We start from the raw sequence: 18,601 nt of genomic DNA, 5'->3' as shown, positions 1-18,601 counted from the left end.
CCTGAACCAACTCAGTGAAGGAGCGTTAACCGAAAACCGTCTGCACCGAGAATACCGCGAGAACCCCTAGGGATGAATGTCGGATGATCCGGCGGCCGGCGCCTTGGTGCCGTTACTGCCCCAGTTGCGGAGCATCTCGACGGCGTCAAGCCCCGTGGTGTCCTTCAACAGCTGGAAAGTCTGCTGCAGGCCGCCGCTGACGTTCTTGCTGAGGTGGCTCGCACCGTCGGTGGAGATCACTGTCATGTTGTCGATCGATGACATGGGAGCAGCAATCTCGCGTGCCACGAGCGGCAGCATCTCCATAACCTTGTTCAGGACAGCGGCTTCGTTGAACTGCTCGTAGGCGCGGGCCTGAGCCTCAATACCCTGCGCTTCTGCAATGCCCTTCTGACGGACGACGTCCGCTTCCGCCTCACCGCGGACCTTGATGATCTCAGCCTCCGCCGAACCGTTGGCACGGGTGACTGCGGCCGCAGCGTTACCCCGCGCCGTATTTGCGGCGGCTTCTGCCTCCGCGGCAACCCTGTCGCCCTCGGCCGTCAGCCGGCGCTTGGACAGCAGGACTTCTGCCTCGACCTGGTCGGCCTCCGACTGGCGCTTGCGCTGCTCGAGTTTGGCGGCCGCTTCCTGCTCCACGCGGTACTTGTCTGCGTCCGCAGGCTTGCGGATCTCGATATCCAGCTCGCGTTCGCGCAGCTCTGCCTGACGGGAGGTCACCTGCTGCTCCTTGAGCAGGATCGCCTCCTTCTGCTCCGCGGCCGCAAGGGGTCCGGCGGCATCAGCCTGCGCCTGGCGTGCGTCCGCTACTTCCTTGAGCTCGGCGCGCCGGATGGCGAGTCGCTGTTCGGCGAGCGCAACCTGCTCGTCGGCAACGGCTTTGGCCTGCGCGGCTTCCTGAGCCGCATTGGCTTCGGCGATCTTCGCGAGCTTCTCCGCGAGGGCGGCCTCTGGGCGGCCCAGGTTCCGCAGGTAGTCAGAGCTGTCCGCCACGGACTGGATCTGGAAGGTGTCGATCACCAGGCCCTGGTTGTGCATGGAGTGCTCGGCTTCTTCCTTGACGCTCTTCGCGAAGGAAGCCCGGTCCTTGATGATCGAGTCGACGGTCAACGTGCCCACAATGGAACGCAGCGAACCCGAGAGGGTCTCCTGCGTGTAATGGTCAATCTGCTCCTGCTGGTTCAGGAAGCGCTGGGCGGCACGACGGACAGCCTCTTCATCCCCGCCGACCTTGATTTGTGCCACTCCGGTCAGGTGCAGCGCAATGCCGTTCTTGGAGATGCCCTCGATCTGCAGGGTGACCTGCCGGGATGCCAGGGAAATCGAGAACGCACGCTGGCTGAACGGGTTGATGAAGGTCCGTCCGAACACCACCCGCTGGCTTTCCTGACTGCCCTTGCCGGTGATGATGAGCGCTTCGGCCGGGCTTGCGATCCGCAAAGCCATCCGGGCGATGATCGCGGCGATCAAAGCCAGAACAACGACGACGCCGGCGATCACCCCGAGCGTGATCAAGAGACCAATGTCCACAGTTCCCCCATATATAGGACTGATATGTGACGGCGGTTACCGCCAGCACAGACGCTACACGATGGGGTAGGAGAACATCAGCCGCTGTGGACAGCCGGTGATTCTCAGGCGCCTTCGCGCCGGGCGTCAGCCCAGCTCTCGGCAGCTGCAAGCTGGCGTCGGGCAGCTGCCACCACGGCATCGGGACGAGGGTTCCGCCAAGCCAGTTCGAGGTCGTAGAGTGCGTCCGTCACGGCACGGCGGGCGGCCACCAGAATGCTTGATTCATCCGCCGTAGCGGTCTGCGTTACCTGGATCGTGCTCATAACACTTATTCGTACCCGCGGCAACTTGGGATTTGTGTGTGCCCGCACGGGAATCAGGCGTCGTCGGGCGAAGCCTCCTCCAGCATCCAGCCGGTCACGGCGTCGATGTCCTTGCCGACATCACGCGTGTACTGCCAGGCCCGCTGCCGCTCGTCCTGAAGGTGCTGCCGCAGCCCCGCCTGCGTGGAGCGAAGCGACGGCACCCGGTCGATCACGTCCATCGCCAGCTGATACCGGTCGATCTGGTTCAGCATGGCCATGTCGAACGGCGTGGTGGTGGTCCCCTCCTCCTTGTAGCCGCGCACGTGGATGTTGTCGTGGTTGGTACGCCGGTACGTCAGCCGGTGGATCAGCCACGGGTAGCCGTGGTAGGCGAAGATGACGGGGCGGTCGCGGGTGAAGAGGGTGTCGAAGTCCCGCGCGGGCAACCCATGCGGATGTTCGGCATCGTCCTGGAGCCGCATCAGGTCCACCACGTTCACCACGCGCACTTTCAGCGCCGGCAGCGTGTCCTTGAGCAAGTTCGCGGCGGCCACCACCTCCACCGTCGGCACATCTCCTGCACACCCCAGTACGACGTCGGGATCCTGCCCTCCGCGCGGATCCTCACTTCCCGCGAAGTCCCAGACCCCGATACCCCGCTCGACGTGCAGGCGGGCCTCCCCGGGTCCGAGCCACGTCATGGTCGGCTGCTTGCCCGTGACGATCACGTTCACCCGGTCGCGCGTCTGGAGGCAGTGCTCAGTGACTGCGAGCATGGTGTTGGCGTCCGGCGGGAGGTAGACGCGGATGACGTCCGCCTTCTTGTTGACCACATGGTCGATGAACCCGGGATCCTGATGCGAGAACCCGTTGTGGTCCTGCTGCCACACGTGGCTGGAGAGCATGTAGTTCAGCGAGGCGATCGGCTGCCGCCACGGCAGGTCCTGATGCACCTTCAGCCACTTGGCGTGCTGGTTGAACATCGAATCGACGATGTGCACAAACGCCTCGTAGCAGTTGAACACACCGTGGCGCCCCGTCAGCAGGTATCCCTCGAGCCAGCCCTGGCACAGGTGCTCACTGAGGACCTCAAGGACGCGGCCTGAGCGCGCAAGGTGCTCGTCGACGTCGTCAATCCGTTGCTGCCATGCCTTGTCGGTGACGTCGTAGACGTCCTGCAGGCGGTTCGAGGCGGTTTCATCCGGTCCGAAGAGCCGGAAGTTCTCCGGGTTCAGCCGGATGATCTCCCGCAGATAGCCGCCTGCGGTGAGCATGGGGCTCACCTTTTCCTGTCCCGGTTCATGAACGACGACGGCGTGGTCCCCGTAGGTGGGCAGCTTGAGGTCCTGCAGGAGCCGGCCGCCGTTGGCGTACGGCGTGGCGCTCATGCGCAGGTCTCCCGGAGGCGCTTGAGCAGCTACCTCTTTCCTCAGCGTGCCGTCCTCGGCGAAAAGCTCCTCAGCGCGGTAGGAGCGCATCCATTCCTCGAGCTGCTGAAGGTGTGCGTCGTCGTCGTGCACTCCTGACAGCGGAACCTGGTGCGCCCGCCAGGTGCCCTCTACCTGCTTGCCGTCCACAGTCGCCGGGCCCGTCCAGCCCTTCGGCGAGCGCAGCACGATCATGGGCCACGGCGCGTATTCTGTTCCGGCGCGCGGCTCCTGGCGAGCCGCGGCCTGCACGTCGGAGATCCTCGCGAGGCAGGTGTCCAGCACCTCGGCGAAATCCCGGTGTGCCTGCTCCGTCGCGTGTGGGTCGGTAACGGTGACGAAGTGCGGCTCGTAGCCATAGCCGCGCATCAACTGCTCCAGCTGCGCCTCGGGCATCCGGGACAGGATGGTGGGGTTGGCGATCTTGTAGCCGTTCAGGTGCAGGATCGGCAGCACCGCGCCGTCGTGCCTGGCGTCCAGAAAGCTGTTCGAGTGCCAGCTCGCGGCCAGCGGACCGGTTTCTGCCTCGCCGTCGCCGATCACGCAGGCAGCAATCAGGTGGGGATTGTCAAAGACCGCACCGTATGCGTGGGCGAGTGAGTAGCCCAGTTCGCCGCCCTCGTTGATGGAACCCGGCGTTTCGGGCGCGGCGTGGGACGGAATCCCGCCGGGGTAGCTGAACTGTTTGAACAGCTCCTTCAGGCCCGCCTCGTCCGCGCCCACGTGACTGTAGGTTTCCGTGTAGGTTCCCTCAAGCCACGCGTTGGCGACGTTCGCGGGACCGCCATGGCCGGGGCCGGTGATGAAGAGCATCTCCTGCCGGCGCTCGGTGATGATCCGGTTCAGGTGGGCGTAGATGAAATTCAGGCCGGGAGTGGTTCCCCAGTGTCCGAGCAGGCGCTCCTTCACGTCCTCCCGGCGCAGCGGCCGGCGCAGGAGCGGGTTGTCCCGCAGGTAGATTTGGCCGACGGACAGGTAATTGGCGGCCCTCCACCAGGCGTCGAGCTGGTCAATCTGCATAGTTGCCTCTTTCCTTGATCGCATCGACCGGGACTCAGATTCAGATGTCGACGATGACGTCGGACGGCTTCTTGTCCGGCCGCCACCCCCGCCAAACCGGGTGGCGCAACTTGCCGCCGGAGGTGCGTTCGCTGAACTGCACCTCTCCGACCAGCGCCGGCCGGACCCAGCGTGCGTCGGACGCATCGGGGGCAGGAACGTCGTCGAGCGGTGCGGTTTTGCGGCCCATCTTCTTCAGCCGGGACCCGATCTCCGCCAGTTCACGCTCCGTCAGGCCTGAACCCACCCGGCCGATGTACTTCAGGTCCACGCCGTCGGGAATGGCCACGAGCAGCGAACCGACCTTGTGCGCCCGGCTGCCCTTGCCCGGCCGCCAACCAACTACCACCACTTCCTGCGTCAACGCGTGCTTGATCTTCACCCACGATTCCGAGCGTCGGCCCGGCGAGTAGGTGCTGTTTACCCGTTTGGCCATGATGCCTTCGAGGCCGAGCTCCTTGCTGGCGTCAATTGCCTCGTCGAGCGTCGCGTCGAGGGCGGGCGGCACCTGGATGTGGCCGTCGTCGGGTGCGTCCACCGCCTGCTCAAGTACCTCGCGGCGCTGGGAGTACCCAAGGTCCAGAAGCGAGTTGCCGTCCAGATGCAGCAGGTCGAACAGCAGGAAGTGAACCGGCGTCCGTCTCCGGGCCGCTTCGATGTCCGACTGCTTGGTCAGGTTCATGCGCCCCTGCAGCAAGCCGAAGTCCGGACGGCCGGCCTTGTTGATGGCAACGATCTCGCCGTCAAGCACCGCCTGCTCCGCGTTGACGTAGCTGCCGAGATCAGCCAGCTCCGGGTACGCCTTGGTCAGGTCATTCCCGTTGCGGCTCAGCAGGCGGGTTCCCTCCGGCGTCACGGTGGCCACCGCGCGGATGCCGTCCCACTTCATCTCGAACGCCCAGTCTTCCTCGGAGCGCAACAGTCCCGGAGCTCCCGTTGTGGCCAGCATCGGTTTCGGCATGGGCAGGTCCTCAGCGGCCCGCGGTAGGAACGCCGGCGGTGACGGCTGGCCGGGCTGCTCCTTCATCAGGTGGATGAGCCAGTTCTTCTCAGCCGAGTCTGTCGCGCCGCCGGTGTGGATGAGGGCGAACCGCCGAACCGCGTTGCCTCCCTTGGCCAGGCCGCCGTCCTTCCGGCCCTGCAGCGTGCAGATGACTTCCTTTCCCGGCCGCCATTTCTCGGCATCGTACGTCCCCGAGTCCCAGATGTAGACCTCGCCTCCCCCGTACTCGCCCTTGGGGATAGTTCCCTCGAAGGAGCCGTAATCCAGCGGATGGTCCTCGGTCTGGACGGCGAGGTGGTTCTCGCCCGTGGACGTCGGCGGTCCCTTGGGGATGGCCCAGGAAACCAGGACCCCGTCGCGCTCCAGCCGGAAGTCATAGTGCAGCCGCCGCGCGTGGTGTTCCTGAATGACGAAGCTGTTTCCGCCCGGCTCCCCCACCACATCCGGGACGGGTTCCGGCGTCTTCGAGGCGTCCCGCATGGAACGGTAGGTGTGCAGCCGGTCCCGGCCGTCGTCGTCGTGCTGTGAGTTCGGGGAGATTGCCTCAACGTCAGCCTGCCCGCGATCCATGTCGGCCAACAGGTCGCCGTGCTCGTGGATGCGCTGAATCACCTGTTCGTAGTCGACGTGGGCCAGGTCCGGATCGTCGAGTTCTTCCCAGGTGCGCGGCGCCGCGACCATGGGGCGGGCCTTCCCCCGAAGCGAGTACGGCGTGATGGTGGTCTTGTTCCGGTGGTTCTGGCTCCAGTCCAGGAGCACCTTCCCGCCGCGCAAGGACTTCTTCATATCGCTGACCACCAGCTCCGGGTGATCAGCCTCGAGGATACGAGCCAGTTCCTTCGCGACGGCGGATACCTGATCCGAGGTCTGTTTCCGGTCCAGCGCCGCGTACAGATGGATCCCCTTTGACCCACTCGTCACCGGACGCGGATCCAGGCCCATGTCGTTCAGGATCTCCCGGGCGAGCCGCGCCACCTCGGCACATTCGGGAAGGGAAGCACCGGGCCCCGGATCAAGGTCCAACACCATCCGGTCCGGGTTATTGAGCTCCCCGCCCGTGCCGAACTGCCACTGCGGAACGTGGATCTCGAGGGCGGAGATCTGCCCCAGCCACGTCAGGGTGGCGAGGTCATTGAGCATCGGATACACGTTGGTGTGGTCGCTGTGCTCGATCCCGTGGCGCTCGATCCACGACGGCGCCGACTTGTCGAGGTTCTTCTGGAAGAACACTTCGCCCGGTGAATCCTCGGTGCCGACGCCGTTGACCCACCGTTTGCGGGTAACCGGGCGGTTGCGTGCATGCGGAATCAGACAGTCGGCGACGGCGGCGTAATAGGCCAGCACGTCAGCCTTCGTGGTTCCCGTTTCCGGATACATCACGCGTTCGAGGCTGGTCAGTTTCAGGCGGCGCCCATCGACGGTAACCGTCTGCTGTGCGCTGCCCGTCGCCATTTGCCCAGTCTTGTAGGGATGCGGCGATTACGCCAGTGGCTCAGGCGCCGAGCTGGTCCTCATACCGAGCCACGTACTGATCCCAGAGTGCCGGGTCCTGCCCGAGGGACCGTTCATTCAGGTAGTCGTCCAGGCCCATGAGCGTCAGGTGCCAGCCGGCCGCCGAGCGGGCGATGTCCTGACCCTCCGCCAGGGTGTTGGTGAGGGTGAGCAGGCTGCCGCCGTCGTCGTCGTCCTCGATTTCCCAGCGCAAAACTTCCTCATCCCAGGTGTAAGCGAGCAGCCGCGGCTTTTCCGCCTCCAGGACCGTGCCCTCCATGGGTCGCTGGCTGGGGAACGTGAAGGTGACCACCGCGCCGGGACGCGGCAGGATGTCCAGCTCGCACGGGAACCAGTACTTGAGCTTCGCGGGATCGACCAAATGCTTCCACAGCACCCGGGCCGGCGCGTTGAAGCGCATCTCGAACCACAGGGCAGGTTCTCCATCGGCAAGCGTTTTGGTAACCATCGGTTCGGAGTTCACCTAAGCAATCGTAGACCGGCACGGGCAACACTGGTTCACTAGGAACATGAGAGCCATCTGGAAAGGCGCAGTAGCGTTTGGGCTGGTCAACGTGCCGGTCAAGGTCTACAGCGCCACCGAGGACCACGACATCAGCCTCCATCAGGTCCATGACAAGGACGGCGGCCGCATCCGCTACCAGCGGCGCTGTGAGATCTGCGGCGAGATCGTCGAGTACAAGAACATTGACAAGGCGTACGACGACGGCGAGCGCACCGTTGTGCTCACGAGCGAAGACCTTGCGTCCCTTCCGGTGGAAAAGAGCCGCGAGATCGAGGTGGTCGAGTTTGTTCCCAGCGACCAGATCGATCCGATCATGCTCGACCGCGCCTACTACCTTGAGCCCGACTCCAAATCAACGAAGGCGTATGTGCTGCTCCGGCGCACGCTCGAGGAGACGGACCGGACGGCGATCGTGCAGTTCTCGCTGCGGCAGAAGTCGCGGCTGGCGGCGCTGCGGGTACGCGGGGATGTCCTGATGATCCAGACCCTCCTGTGGCAGGACGAGGTGCGTGAGGCCACGTTCCCGTCGCTCGATGAGAAGGTGCGCATCTCCGCCAAGGAGAAGGAGATGTCAGCGGCCCTTGTTGAGTCGTTCTCCTCGGATTTTGATCCCGAGAATTTCAAGGACGACTACCAGGAACAGCTGCGCACGCTCATCGAGGCGAAACTCGAGAAGGGTGAGGCCCTGGACACTGACGAGACCTTCGGCGAGACCGGGGAAGAAGAGGGCGGAAATGTCCTCGACCTCATGGAGGCCCTCCGCCGGAGCGTGGAAAAGAACCGGGAGAAAAAGGGCTCCTCGGGAGCCAGCAAGCCCGCTAAATCAGCATCGAAGAAAGGCGCGTAATGGGATTCATCAGGAACGACTTCGGACAGCAGACCCTGGCAAAGCGGCCCAATGCCCCCATCGTGGGGTGGGCACTGCTGGGTATCGGTTCGATGATGGCACTGGACGAGAAGAACCGGCAGGCGCTGTCGGCCGCGAGCACCGCGTGCCTGATGGTGTGGGCCGCGCTGGAGCTGGCTGAGGGTGACAGCGGTTTCCGCCGGACCATGGGCACACTGACGCTGGGTTGGCTGGCCCGCCGCCACTAGCCGGGAGCGCTGCCTGGGGCCTTGGGGTCTGCCGGGGCTTCCTCCCGCTCACGTTCCACGAGCTTCCGGTCGCGAACGAGCCTCAATGCCGTTACCAGCAGTATGCCGCCGATGACGTTGAGTACCACCGTGTAGCTGAACCAGCCCAGCCAGTCCAGATAGCTGATGTCGGCTCCGGTCTGAATGGCACCGAAGATCAGCAGCGAGTCCAGAATGGAGTGGAAGAGCTGCAGCCCGGACAGCAGGAAACCACCAACGACGGCGGCCGCCAGCTTGCCGCTCATGGCCTCCGTCCCGTGCTGCATGCGGGTCATCAGTGTGATGGTGCTTCCACCGAGCAGCGCAAGGCACGCAGTCTGCCAACTCAACTCTGCGTTCGCGTAATGTTCGGCAGACGTGGTGATCGTTTCGGTCCACTGGGGAAAGGCCGTCATCACCAGCATCATGAAGAGCCAGCCCCCTACGAGGTTGGCGAACAGTGTGCCGCCCCACAGTTTTCCGAGCTGTCCGACAGTGGCCTGCTTGGCCGTTACCGCGGCAATGGGAACGAGGAATCCTTCAGTGAACAGCTCACTCTTGGCAAGCAGCAGCGCGATGAGACCGGCACTGAAGGCAATGCCCGCAAGCAGGTGGTTGTCTGTCTCGTGGAGGACAGCCAGGTAGGCCATGACACCAATGCCTATTTCAAAGCCGCCGAACAGCCCGGTGATCAGGACGTCCGGGAACGTTCTGTGCAAGCGCTGTGCGCCTTCATCCACAGTGCGGTCGAACGATTCCTCGATTTCATCCTCAACCGGCTCGGAACTGTCGCCGAGTTCGCGCCGGCGGGCGTCACCGCCGTCGTCGTCTTTCACCATGTTGCCTATTTTCTGCTGACTTCACCGAATGAGCAGGACACACCCCTTTTGGGACCCCTTTCGGGGCGTGTCCTGCAAACTCAATGCTAGGGAGCTGGGTAGGGGGCCACCTTGAGCGACTTTGCGAGGTGGACAGCATTTGCGGTCATACCGGAGATCGTCGAGGCAACCGGGTCAGGCACCTTGTCCAGATCCTTGAAGTCCACAGTCTGCATTGCTTCCCCGACCCAGTAGACGCCACCTTGCGCAGCGACGGTGAATCCGATGTCGTTCAGGCCCTGATGCATCTCGGCAGTGACGTGGTGGGCGCCGTCCTCGTTCCCGACCACAGCCGTCAGGGCAACCTTGTTGTACATGATGGGGCGGCCCTCATCGTCAGTCGAGGAGAGGTCGGCGTCCAGCCGTTCGAATACCCGCTGTCCCAGGCTGCTCATGTGGCCCACCCAGATAGGTGCGCACAGGAGGAAGATGTCCGCATCGAGGATCTGCTGACGGAGCTGCGGCCACTCATCCCCGTTTCCCATGTCGATCTGCACACCAGGGGCGACGTTGTGGTCGACTACCCGGGCCGACGACGTCGTCACTCCCTGCTCCTGCAGCTTGCCGAGGATGTGGTTGGCCATGACATCACTGCTCGAGGCGTCGGGCGAAGGGGTGAGGGTACAGATCAATGCAAAAGCTTTGAGGTCGTCCATAGGTGTTCCTTCCATAGAGTCGTGTACTTACTGGCGGTAGCCCTCAACCTGGTCGATGGGCCGCGGCTCCGCCTCCTGGGGGCTTTCTCCTGCGTCTTCCTTGGCCCGCCGCTGACGCAGCAGGTCCCAGCACTGGTCGAGTTGTTCCTCTACCCGCCGAAGCCTGCTCCGGCGGTCGTCGCCTGGAGCATCGTCACCCGAGGGTGAATCCCGCAGCTCGTGTTCCTTGTCTACCAGCGCCTGGATCCGCGCCAGAATGTCCTCATCGTCCATGACCAATCTCCTTCGCTGACTTCGAGAAGTGGATATCTCGTCTGGAACAGCCTGAAATAGTCAGGCTACTTAGTGTTTGCCTGAATATCTACCGGCCTTCGCGTTTGCATGATCCGTCCACCCATGACCTAAACTGACTGGGAACTATTCGCCTGTGTAGCTCAGTCTGGTAGAGCATCCGCTTCACACGCGGAAGGCCCGGGGATCGAGGCCCCGCGCAGGCACCGTGACAGCCCGTCCCGCATCACGCGGGGCGGGCTTTTTTGTGCCTTCAAAAGTTCGTTTTCAGCGAACAAAAACGGTTAGCACTCCACTAATGCGAGTGCTAATCTCTTGTCAGGTTGAGCGAACCGCACTCAACCCTAATAGTGAAGATTATCGACTCATAGGGAGTGAACCATCATGGCAATGAAATTCGACCCATTCCGTGAACTGGACCGCGTGGCCGGCGCACTTCTGGATCCGCGCCAAGGTCTGCGGCTGATGCCGATGGACCTGTACCGCGAGGGCGACCACTACATCCTGAGCGCTGACCTCCCGGGCATCGATCCGGGATCTGTTGACATCGACGTCGACGGCCAGCTGTTGACCATCCGCGCCGAGCGCACCCTGCGCAACGCCGAGGGCGTCAAGTGGCTGACCCGCGAGCGTGAGAGCGGATCCTTCCTACGGCAACTGAACCTCGGGCAGGGTATCGACCTCGATGCCATCTCGGCGCGCTACGAAAACGGCGTCCTCAGCGTGACCATCCCGGTCAGTGAGCGCGCAAGGCCCCGCAAGATCGAGGTGGTCTCCGGCGAGGACGCCCAGCCGGTGCGGACCGACCGGGCAGTGGAATCCTAAACCGTTCGCAGAAAGCTACACACACCAGAAACAGAACGACGACGGCGGGTTGCGGCCCGTCGTCGTCGTTCTGTTTGTCTATAGCTTCTTGGAGCCGCGACTACCGATCCCGAACGGTGCGGTGCTTGTCCCGCAGTGCGAGCGCCAGCCCGATCATGCCGATCGCCAGACCAAGGTGAAGGATGTTGTCCGCAGCATCGAGCGGAACGAAGTTCGCTGCGGAATCACTCGGGATGATGAGCCCGTAGATGAAGAGCACCGCGTAGATAACGCCGCCCCACAACAGGAAGTTGTAAGCGCCGGTTGCCGTCTTCGCCATCGCGACGCCCGCGACGCCAAACAGCAGGTGGACGATGTTATGCAGAATGGAAACCTGGAACAGACCAAGCAACTGTGCCTCAGACTCGGGACCAGCGAACTGAAGCGTGTCGTAATTGCTGGTAATACCGGGAATGAAACCCAGCACTCCGACCAGGAGGAACACCACGCCCACCGCGAGTGCGGCCTTCTGAATGTTTGTCCGGGTGCCAACACCCGATCCTGAATGTGTTGATGCCATTGCACTATCCCCTCTAAAGTGGCCGGACTGGCGGGCTCCGGCGCGTGATCCTGCGAGTTGTGGACAATATGTCCCGCCATTTGTAATGCCAGCGTGCCATAGGCTCGGCGGAATAGAAAGCGTGCTTAGCTATCTATTCGATAACCTTTGCCTAACCGTCAGGTAATCACCCAGTTCATATTCACCAAACATTCAGGAACGGCCCATAGTGTGGCGTCAGTCACACTTCAGGAAGGGCCTTTCCCATGACCTCACAGCACTCCTCGCTCGCCGACTTCTCAGCACTCAAGCGCGGCCAGCAGATAACCCTTCGGCACCCTTCCGGAGACCAGTTCTCCGGTGTACTCGAGGATCACGCCGATGACGCCTCCGTAGTCTGGATCCGTTCCGATGACGGCGCGGGTCGCCGGTTGTTCCACCGCGAAGACGGCTACAGCATCGGAGTCTGATCCGGTGACTGCCTGGCAGACTGCTTCGAGAACAACTGCCGGATCCCGCTCGCTCCTAGAGCTTGCTGGCGATACTCGTCCCTGAGCACGCCCAGCACGTTCTGCGCGTATTGATCATTGGTCGAGGCGACCGCTTCCTCGGCATACACCACGCGCAGGTTGTTCGCATACGCGTCCGCACCGGTCTGCGCCACGCAGTTGTGTGTTGAAACCCCAGCAAGGACAACCGTATCCACGTTGAGGTTACGCAGGCGCTGAAGCAGGTCGGTCCCGAAGAAGGCGCTGTCACGCGTCTTCACCAATTCAGGAAGACCCCCGGCACTGAGACCGTCAACAAATTCCGCTTGCTCAGTGCCGCTGAAAAGGAACCCCTGCTCATCGTCGAGCATGCTCACCGTCCAGGTTGACTTGTCCCGCTGGTGCTCCGTGCGGATCAGATAGACGGCAATGCCGGCTTCGCGCGCATCCGCGATAGCTGAGTTGCAGGCCGCAACCAGGGAGTCCTGCTGCTTGCCCAGAGAAGCGTCTTCAAAAAATGCCTTCTGCATATCGATGATGAGCAGTGCAGCCGTCATGTTCTTCCTCCCTGCGAAGGTTCCGTGCAATCCAATTGACAGCTTACGTATGAATTGTCCTTGAGGCGTGCGCCGGTGAGGTCTAGCGTTGAGGCCACGGAGGTGATCACCGTGCGGACGACTCTGCCGGGCGTAACGGCGTTGCTCGCCGTCGTCGTTCTTCCAGGCTGCAGTGCGGAGGCGGCCGCAGCGCCGACACCACCCTACTTCCAGCCGCTGCCGGTCACCGTTGAACCGGGTGATGTGTTTCCCCTGCGGACCGCTTACAGCGGATGGTGGGACACGACGGCGCTCTCGCCCGGAACACCGGGGCTGCCGCTGCGGGTGGGCCTGGTGCGTGCTGACACAGGAGACTTCCTTGCCGGGTACGACCGCTCGGCCGCGCGCCAGATCCCGGGCTCAGACCGGGGCCCGGACGCGGGATGGCCCTCCGGCACGATTCTCGCGGTCGACCTGTCGACCGGCGCGGTGTGGGACTGGTTCATTGTGGACGATGGCGGCCTTCCCGCCGCCGGCTTCCAGGGCCGGGTCTCCGCCGAACAGGGCTTCCCGCCGATTGCCGGCAGCCTCACCCCCGGGACTTTCCACACGTTCCTGCGCGACGAAAACACCGGTGACGTGATCTATCTCGGCACCGCGCCGGAAACCCTTTCCAACAACACCCACATCGAACTGGACTGGTAACCAACCGCACTACAAAAGGAGAACTGGCCGTGAAGTCCCTCTGGCTTGAATCATCACCGCGCATTCCCGCTGACGTCTTCCAGGACGACGGCCAGTACGACTCCGTGGTGGTCGGCGCCGGCATCACCGGTTTGACCACTGCCACGCTGCTCGCGCGGTCCGGCCAGCGGGTCGCAGTCCTGGAGGCCCGCACGGTTGGTGCAGTGACCACCGGGAACAGCACGGCGAAAGTCTCCCTGCTGCAGGGCACGCAGCTGTCGTCGATCATCAGACACCACGGAGCGGACCTGGCCCGCCACTATGTCACCGGGAACCGTGAGGGCCAAAGCTGGCTGCTCCGGTTCTGCGATGAGAACAGCGTCAGCTATGACATCCGGGACGGCCTCAATTACGCCATCACTGACGACGGCGCCCGCCTTCTGAGTGAGGAACGCGACGCATGTGCCACTTCGGGACTCAACGCCGTCCTTGAGAACTCCTCCGAGCTCCCGTTCCCGGTGACCCGTACGCTGCGCGTGGCCGGCCAGGCACAGGTGCATCCCATGCAAGTCCTTGCCGCACTCGCAGCAGATCTGCGCAAGCACTCCGGTCAGTTGGTTGAGGGCGTTCGGGTCACCGGCGTGAAGGCAGGCAGCACCAAGGGCGAACGGAGCACCATCCAGACCTCGCTGGGCGAGATCTCGGCGGCCAACGTCATCCTCGCCACGGGAACGCCTATCCTGGACCGCGGCGGGCATTTCTCGGTCCTGCAACCGCACCGTTCCTATGCGGTCGCTTTCACGGTGCAGGATGAAATTCCACAGGGCATGTACCTTTCGGTGGACTCTCCCTCACGCACGCTGCGCAATGCCACGGTCGAGGGGCGTCCGTACCTGATTGTGGGCGGCAATGGGCATACCGTGGGGCGCCAGGCGCACACGCAGTCCCTCGTCGACGACATCATCCGCTGGACCCAGGAGCACTTCCCCACCGCGCAGGCAGCGTTCAGCTGGTCCGCACAGGACTACCAGCCGGCGTCGTCGGTTCCCTATGTCGGCAAGATGCCCGTCGGTGGCCAATCCATCTACGCGGCGACCGGTTTCAACAAGTGGGGCTTCACCAACGGGGTGGCTGCAGGGCTGGCTCTGTCAGCTGAAATCCTCGGCGGGCACATGCCGTGGGCGAAGGAACTGTACAAAACCCGGGTAGGCAAGCAGGACGCGCTCAGCACCGCAAAGGCCAACGCCGGCGTCGGCGTCGAGATGGTCACCGGCTGGCTGGGCGGGCTGGCGCGAACCTCCCACGCCCGGCCGGACGAGGGGCAGGGTGTAATCGTGCGGGAAGGTGCACGTCCGGTGGGTATCTGCCAGATCGCCGGTGTGACTCACCGGGTCTCAGCTGTCTGCCCCCACCTCGGCGGAGTGTTGAGCTGGAACGACGCCGAACAATCGTGGGACTGCCCGCTCCACGGATCCCGCTTCAGCCACGACGGGGTGCGGCTCGAAGGCCCCGCCACACGCGACCTGCAGGCGCCGTAGGCGATGCGGGATGATGGCAGGAACTGTGCTCGGTGCGATCAGCCAGTACGTCGGTGACGGCGTCCCGGGCGCTATTGTCGGAGTGTTGGACGGGGGTGGAATGTCGATCGAGGCCACTGGTTGCACCGAACCTAGCGGTGTAACTCCAATGGCCGCGGATAGCTTGATGCGGATCAGCTCGAACACAAAACCGATGGTGGCGGCTGTGACTCTGCTGCTCGCAGCAGACGGGCTGTTTGCCCTTGACGAGCCGGTTGATCGCTTCCTGCCTGAACTGGCCGATCGCCGGGTACTGCGACGACTGGACAGCCCCTTGAACGACACGGTGCCAGCCGCGCGCCCCATCACGGTCGAGGATTTGCTGACCATGCGGCTGGGCTTCGGGTTCGTCTTCGAAAGCGAATGCCCGGCCTTAAGGGCCGCGGCGGACGCCGACCTTGGCATCGGTCCACCAGATCCGGCCGTTTCGCTCACCCCAGACGAGTGGATCAAGCGCTTCGCCGAGTTGCCGCTGCTTGAACAACCCGGCACGGTATGGCGGTATGAACTCGCCTACGCCGTGCTCGGAGTCCTGCTCGCCCGCGCCACCGCACTTCCTCTTGAGGTCCTCCTCAGACGGCGGCTCTTCAATCCCTTGGGAATGCACGACACCGCGTTCATCGCCCAGCCGAAACGGCTTCCGCCGGCCTTCGTTGCCGACAGTTCCGGGCTGTCCCTGTTCGACACGGCTCCCGACAGCCGTTGGGAACGGAGGCCGGCTTTCCCTGATGCGCGGAATGGGCTCGTCTCGACCGCGACGGATCTGCTGCGCTTCGCCGGAGCACTTTTGAGGAAGGGCGATGAAGGGGTCCTCAGCAGGGACATTATTGAGGCAATGACGACGGACCGGCTCAGCGCGGAACAGCGTACCGGGCCGTCAGCTCAGATTTTCCTCGACGGTGGCGGCTGGGGCTACGGTCTCCAGATAACTGGTCCGGGCTACGATCCCGCCGTGCGGGCCCCGCGTTACGGATGGGGCGGCGGTCTAGGCACGCTTTGGTACTCATGGCCCGAACAGGAAACGGCCGCAGTCCTGCTTACCCAGGTGCTCCCACCGTCCCCGGAATTGATCAGGGCGTTTACCAACGGCATCGAAAACGTGCTCGTCCAGTGAGCGGGGTGGGACGCGTAGAGCGCAGCTGTCTGCCGGGCAGTGCAGCCGGGGCTGTTCATTCAACAAGGGTTCACCCAGTATTCACCTGTATCGTGGGTGTGTGATTTTTCGTCGCGTGCTGACCATCGCCCTGAGCTGTACCGCCGGCCTCACTGTTGCATCCTGCGGTTCGGACTATCCGCTGGGGCCGGAGCAGGAAGCCGCGGCGCAGAACGCCACCTCTACCCTGAGCGGGACCATCACCGGCGCAGGATCCTCGGCACAGGGACCGGCCATGAATGCCTGGCAGGCGGAGTTTGCAACGATGCATCCAGACGTCCGTGTGCAGTATTCCCCGGACGGGTCCGGGGCAGGGCGCGGTGCCCTTCTGGCCGGAGCCGTGGATTTCGCCGGATCGGATGCCTACCTCAGCGAGGAGGAGCTCGAGGAGTCGCGGGAAGTGTGCGGGCCGGAGGGTGCGTTCAACATCCCGGCTTACGTGGCGCCGATCAGCATCGCCTTCAACCTGCCCGGAATCGAAGAGCTGAACCTCGACGCGGAGACGATTGCCCGCATCTTCCGCGGAGAAATCACGCGCTGGAACGACCCCGCGATTGCCAGCCAGAACGAGGGCGTCGCTCTTCCCGACACCCGCATCACTCCGGTGAGCCGCTCCGATGACTCAGGGACAACGGAGAATTTCACCGACTATCTCCATGCCGTGGTCCCGGACATCTGGACCAACGAGGCCGACGGCACCTTTCCCTCCGGTTTGTCTGGGGAGAACGCCAAAGGCAATGCCGGCGTCGTCAGCACTGTTACCAGCACCGAAGGAGCGGTCACCTACGCGGACGATTCCGCCGTCGGGCCTCCACTCGGCAGGGCAAAACTGCTGGTGGGTGATGAGTACGTAGCAGTCAGCCCGGAAGCGGCCGCTGCCGCCGTCGACGTGGCTGAACCGGTGGAGGGCCGCGCCGAATTCGACATCGCCCTGAACCTGGACCGGAAAACTACAGCCCCCGGCGCCTACCCGCTGGTGCTGGTTTCCTACCACATCTTCTGCTCCACCTACGAGGACCAGCAAACCGCAGACCTGGTCAAGACTTTCGGTTCCTTCGTGGTCAGCGACGAGGGGCAGCAGGCAGCGGCCGAAGCCGCAGGCAGTGCGCCCATCTCCGAGAGCCTGTCGGAACGGGCAACCGAGGCGATCAGCACGATCAGCGTCGAGCAGTGACGCCTTCATCGCGTTAGCCCTTAACTGAGGAAGGCCCTCCCTAAATGAGGACCCTCCCTGTGCACACTTCCTAGGCCGGATTGGCGGCTCGAGGCCCGCCCGACTCCGGATCATCCAGTGACGGATCGGCAAGGCCTGCTCCTCCGGCCAGCGGATCGGGTGTCCGGCCCGCTGTAGCCGAACCGGAACCGGGAGCGTCCACATCACCCCGCCAGGAGCCGGTTTCGTTGCCGGTGTTCTCAATGAACTCCTTGAAGCGCGCAAGGTCGGACTTCACCTGCCGATCATCGGCACCCACCGCTGCACCGATCTTCTCGGTGAAACTGTCCGGATCCCAGTCCAGCTGGACGGTGACGCGCGTGGTGGTGTCGTCCAGCCTGTGAAAGGTCACGACGCCGGCATGGGACTTTCCGTCGGTACTCTTCCACGCGATCCGCTCGTCGGGGTGCTGTTCGGTGATCTCCGTATCGAACTCACGCTCAACTCCCCCGATCTTGGTCACCCAGTGGTTGTGTGTATCGGAGATCTGCGTGATCGACTCCACTCCCCCCATGAACTCGGGAAAGGTTTCGAACTGCGTCCACTGGTTGTAGGCGGTGGACACCGGCACTGAAACGTCGATGAATTCCTGGACTGTTGTCATTGTCTGTTCCTCCTGGTTTTGCTGAAACTTTTCGTGGAACATCACGGATGAACTGACCGCTTGATCGCCACGCTAACCCACGGTTCATTCCGGATCAACACAATGCTAAGTTTACTTAGAGTTTTCCCGGCAACTGGATCTGGTGGAAAGCGCAGCGCTAGGCTGAAGCTGATGCTGGCGGCGAAAAGCGGCCGGATTTCCGTCACGAGTGGAGGAACTATGAAGGCGTCAAAGACCCTGACCGACAACATGCAGGCTGTGCTGGTTGATCTGGTGGAGTTGCACTTGCAGGGCAAGCAGGCCCATTGGAACGTCGTCGGCAAGAACTTCCGCGACATGCACCTGCAACTCGACGAGATCATCGAGGATGCGCGCCTTTTCGCGGACCAGATGGCCGAGCGCATGCGTGCCTTGCACGCAGTGCCGGACGGACGCAGCGCCGTCGTCGCCAAGGGAACCTCACTGAACGAGTTCCCGTCCGGTCTGGTGGATACCAAGGACACCGTTTCCATGGTGGTTGCCATGCTTGAAACGGCCGTCGGCCGGATGCGAGAGGTTCATGACCAGGTGGACGAGGAAGATCCCACCACCGCGGACATCCTCCATGGATTCATCGAGAAGCTGGAGCAGTACGCCTGGATGGTCGATGCGGAGAACATGACCGCCACGGCCAACGTGGTGAAGCCCGCAAAAAAGTAGGCAAGCACAGACAGGGAGGGTGG

General features: G+C 63.3%; 19 protein-coding genes, 1 tRNA gene and 1 pseudogene. 10 read left to right on the top strand and 11 right to left on the bottom strand.

Annotated elements, in window-relative coordinates:
- Nucleotides 1-66: 66 nt before the first annotated feature.
- From JOD47_RS08070 to JOD47_RS08050, 5 genes are all read right to left on the bottom strand, one after another.
- Nucleotides 67-1,530 carry a flotillin family protein gene (locus JOD47_RS08070; protein ID WP_204533446.1) on the bottom strand — a complete coding sequence of 488 codons (1,464 nt, stop codon included), beginning with the start codon at nucleotides 1,528-1,530 and terminating at the stop codon, nucleotides 67-69.
- Between the two features lie 104 nt (nucleotides 1,531-1,634).
- Entirely contained in the window at nucleotides 1,635-1,835 is a 201-nt protein-coding gene (locus JOD47_RS08065) for a hypothetical protein (RefSeq protein WP_204533445.1), read from the bottom strand.
- Nucleotides 1,836-1,888: 53 nt separating this feature from the next.
- Nucleotides 1,889-4,288 carry a phosphoketolase family protein gene (locus tag JOD47_RS08060; protein ID WP_204533443.1) on the bottom strand — a complete coding sequence of 800 codons (2,400 nt, stop codon included), beginning with the start codon at nucleotides 4,286-4,288 and terminating at the stop codon, nucleotides 1,889-1,891.
- Between the two features lie 16 nt (nucleotides 4,289-4,304).
- Entirely contained in the window at nucleotides 4,305-6,758 is a 2,454-nt protein-coding gene (locus JOD47_RS08055; protein ID WP_204533441.1) for an ATP-dependent DNA ligase, read from the bottom strand.
- Between the two features lie 40 nt (nucleotides 6,759-6,798).
- Complete coding sequence (locus tag JOD47_RS08050; RefSeq protein WP_204533439.1) at nucleotides 6,799-7,281, bottom strand: SRPBCC domain-containing protein; 483 nt, start codon at nucleotides 7,279-7,281, stop codon at nucleotides 6,799-6,801.
- 46 nt (nucleotides 7,282-7,327) lie between these two features.
- Between JOD47_RS08050 and ku the strand changes: the two genes are divergently transcribed.
- On the top strand, nucleotides 7,328-8,170 hold the full coding sequence (ku, locus tag JOD47_RS08045; RefSeq protein ID WP_204533437.1) for a non-homologous end joining protein Ku: 843 nt from the start codon (nucleotides 7,328-7,330) through the stop codon (nucleotides 8,168-8,170).
- Nucleotides 8,170-8,418, top strand: a complete 249-nt coding sequence (locus tag JOD47_RS08040; RefSeq protein ID WP_204533436.1) for a hypothetical protein — start codon at nucleotides 8,170-8,172, stop codon at nucleotides 8,416-8,418. Before ku ends, JOD47_RS08040 begins: the two co-directional genes overlap by 1 nt.
- Here the strand turns inward: JOD47_RS08040 and JOD47_RS08035 are convergent.
- The 3 genes from JOD47_RS08035 to JOD47_RS08025 all read right to left on the bottom strand — a co-directional run bounded on the left by JOD47_RS08035 (nucleotide 8,415) and on the right by JOD47_RS08025 (nucleotide 10,243).
- Complete coding sequence (locus JOD47_RS08035; protein WP_204533435.1) at nucleotides 8,415-9,275, bottom strand: formate/nitrite transporter family protein; 861 nt, start codon at nucleotides 9,273-9,275, stop codon at nucleotides 8,415-8,417. The two genes, JOD47_RS08040 and JOD47_RS08035, sit on opposite strands and share 4 nt — an antisense overlap.
- A gap of 86 nt (nucleotides 9,276-9,361) precedes the next feature.
- The gene (locus tag JOD47_RS08030; protein WP_204533434.1) at nucleotides 9,362-9,970 is read right to left on the bottom strand and encodes a flavodoxin family protein; all 609 of its coding nucleotides are present in this window, start codon (nucleotides 9,968-9,970) and stop codon (nucleotides 9,362-9,364) included.
- Between the two features lie 27 nt (nucleotides 9,971-9,997).
- Nucleotides 9,998-10,243 (bottom strand): DUF2630 family protein, encoded by a 246-nt coding sequence (locus tag JOD47_RS08025; protein ID WP_204533433.1) that lies wholly within the window; start codon nucleotides 10,241-10,243, stop codon nucleotides 9,998-10,000.
- Between the two features lie 150 nt (nucleotides 10,244-10,393).
- On the opposite strand from JOD47_RS08025, the gene JOD47_RS08020 reads away from it, so the two are divergent.
- Nucleotides 10,394-10,467 (top strand) — tRNA-Val (locus JOD47_RS08020).
- A gap of 178 nt (nucleotides 10,468-10,645) precedes the next feature.
- Nucleotides 10,646-11,086 carry an Hsp20/alpha crystallin family protein gene (locus tag JOD47_RS08015; protein WP_204533432.1) on the top strand — a complete coding sequence of 147 codons (441 nt, stop codon included), beginning with the start codon at nucleotides 10,646-10,648 and terminating at the stop codon, nucleotides 11,084-11,086.
- 100 nt (nucleotides 11,087-11,186) lie between these two features.
- On the opposite strand, the gene JOD47_RS08010 is transcribed toward JOD47_RS08015, so the two are convergent.
- Nucleotides 11,187-11,645 (bottom strand): DUF4383 domain-containing protein, encoded by a 459-nt coding sequence (locus JOD47_RS08010; protein ID WP_204533431.1) that lies wholly within the window; start codon nucleotides 11,643-11,645, stop codon nucleotides 11,187-11,189.
- 245 nt (nucleotides 11,646-11,890) lie between these two features.
- On the opposite strand from JOD47_RS08010, the gene JOD47_RS08005 reads away from it, so the two are divergent.
- The gene (locus JOD47_RS08005; RefSeq protein ID WP_204533430.1) at nucleotides 11,891-12,094 is read left to right on the top strand and encodes a hypothetical protein; all 204 of its coding nucleotides are present in this window, start codon (nucleotides 11,891-11,893) and stop codon (nucleotides 12,092-12,094) included.
- Here the strand turns inward: JOD47_RS08005 and JOD47_RS08000 are convergent.
- Nucleotides 12,076-12,669, bottom strand: a complete 594-nt coding sequence (locus JOD47_RS08000) for a cysteine hydrolase family protein (RefSeq protein WP_204533429.1) — start codon at nucleotides 12,667-12,669, stop codon at nucleotides 12,076-12,078. The genes JOD47_RS08005 and JOD47_RS08000 overlap by 19 nt on opposite strands.
- 75 nt (nucleotides 12,670-12,744) lie before the next feature.
- Here JOD47_RS08000 and JOD47_RS07995 point away from each other — a divergent pair, with 75 nt between their 5' ends.
- From JOD47_RS07995 to pstS, 4 genes are all read left to right on the top strand, one after another.
- Nucleotides 12,745-13,353 carry a hypothetical protein gene (locus JOD47_RS07995; RefSeq protein ID WP_204533428.1) on the top strand — a complete coding sequence of 203 codons (609 nt, stop codon included), beginning with the start codon at nucleotides 12,745-12,747 and terminating at the stop codon, nucleotides 13,351-13,353.
- Between the two features lie 29 nt (nucleotides 13,354-13,382).
- Nucleotides 13,383-14,870 (top strand): FAD-dependent oxidoreductase, encoded by a 1,488-nt coding sequence (locus JOD47_RS07990; RefSeq protein ID WP_204533427.1) that lies wholly within the window; start codon nucleotides 13,383-13,385, stop codon nucleotides 14,868-14,870.
- A 10-nt stretch (nucleotides 14,871-14,880) separates the two neighbouring features.
- The gene (locus tag JOD47_RS07985) at nucleotides 14,881-16,023 is read left to right on the top strand and encodes a serine hydrolase domain-containing protein (protein WP_204533426.1); all 1,143 of its coding nucleotides are present in this window, start codon (nucleotides 14,881-14,883) and stop codon (nucleotides 16,021-16,023) included.
- A 100-nt stretch (nucleotides 16,024-16,123) separates the two neighbouring features.
- Nucleotides 16,124-17,236 (top strand): phosphate ABC transporter substrate-binding protein PstS, encoded by a 1,113-nt coding sequence (gene pstS, locus JOD47_RS07980; RefSeq protein ID WP_204533425.1) that lies wholly within the window; start codon nucleotides 16,124-16,126, stop codon nucleotides 17,234-17,236.
- Nucleotides 17,237-17,429: 193 nt separating this feature from the next.
- Here pstS and JOD47_RS07975 read toward each other — a convergent pair.
- Nucleotides 17,430-17,879 (bottom strand): annotated as a pseudogene (locus tag JOD47_RS07975) (SRPBCC family protein); the annotation flags it as partial.
- 219 nt (nucleotides 17,880-18,098) lie between these two features.
- Between JOD47_RS07975 and JOD47_RS07970 the strand changes: the two are divergent.
- On the top strand, nucleotides 18,099-18,578 hold the full coding sequence (locus JOD47_RS07970; protein WP_204533421.1) for a Dps family protein: 480 nt from the start codon (nucleotides 18,099-18,101) through the stop codon (nucleotides 18,576-18,578).
- Nucleotides 18,579-18,601 lie beyond the last annotated feature (23 nt).

Source organism: Arthrobacter tumbae (genome assembly GCF_016907495.1).
GTDB lineage: Bacteria > Actinomycetota > Actinomycetes > Actinomycetales > Micrococcaceae > Arthrobacter_D > Arthrobacter_D tumbae.
The sequence above is the reverse complement of the archived record's forward strand: the minus strand, read 5'-3'. Positions and strand labels throughout refer to the sequence as shown.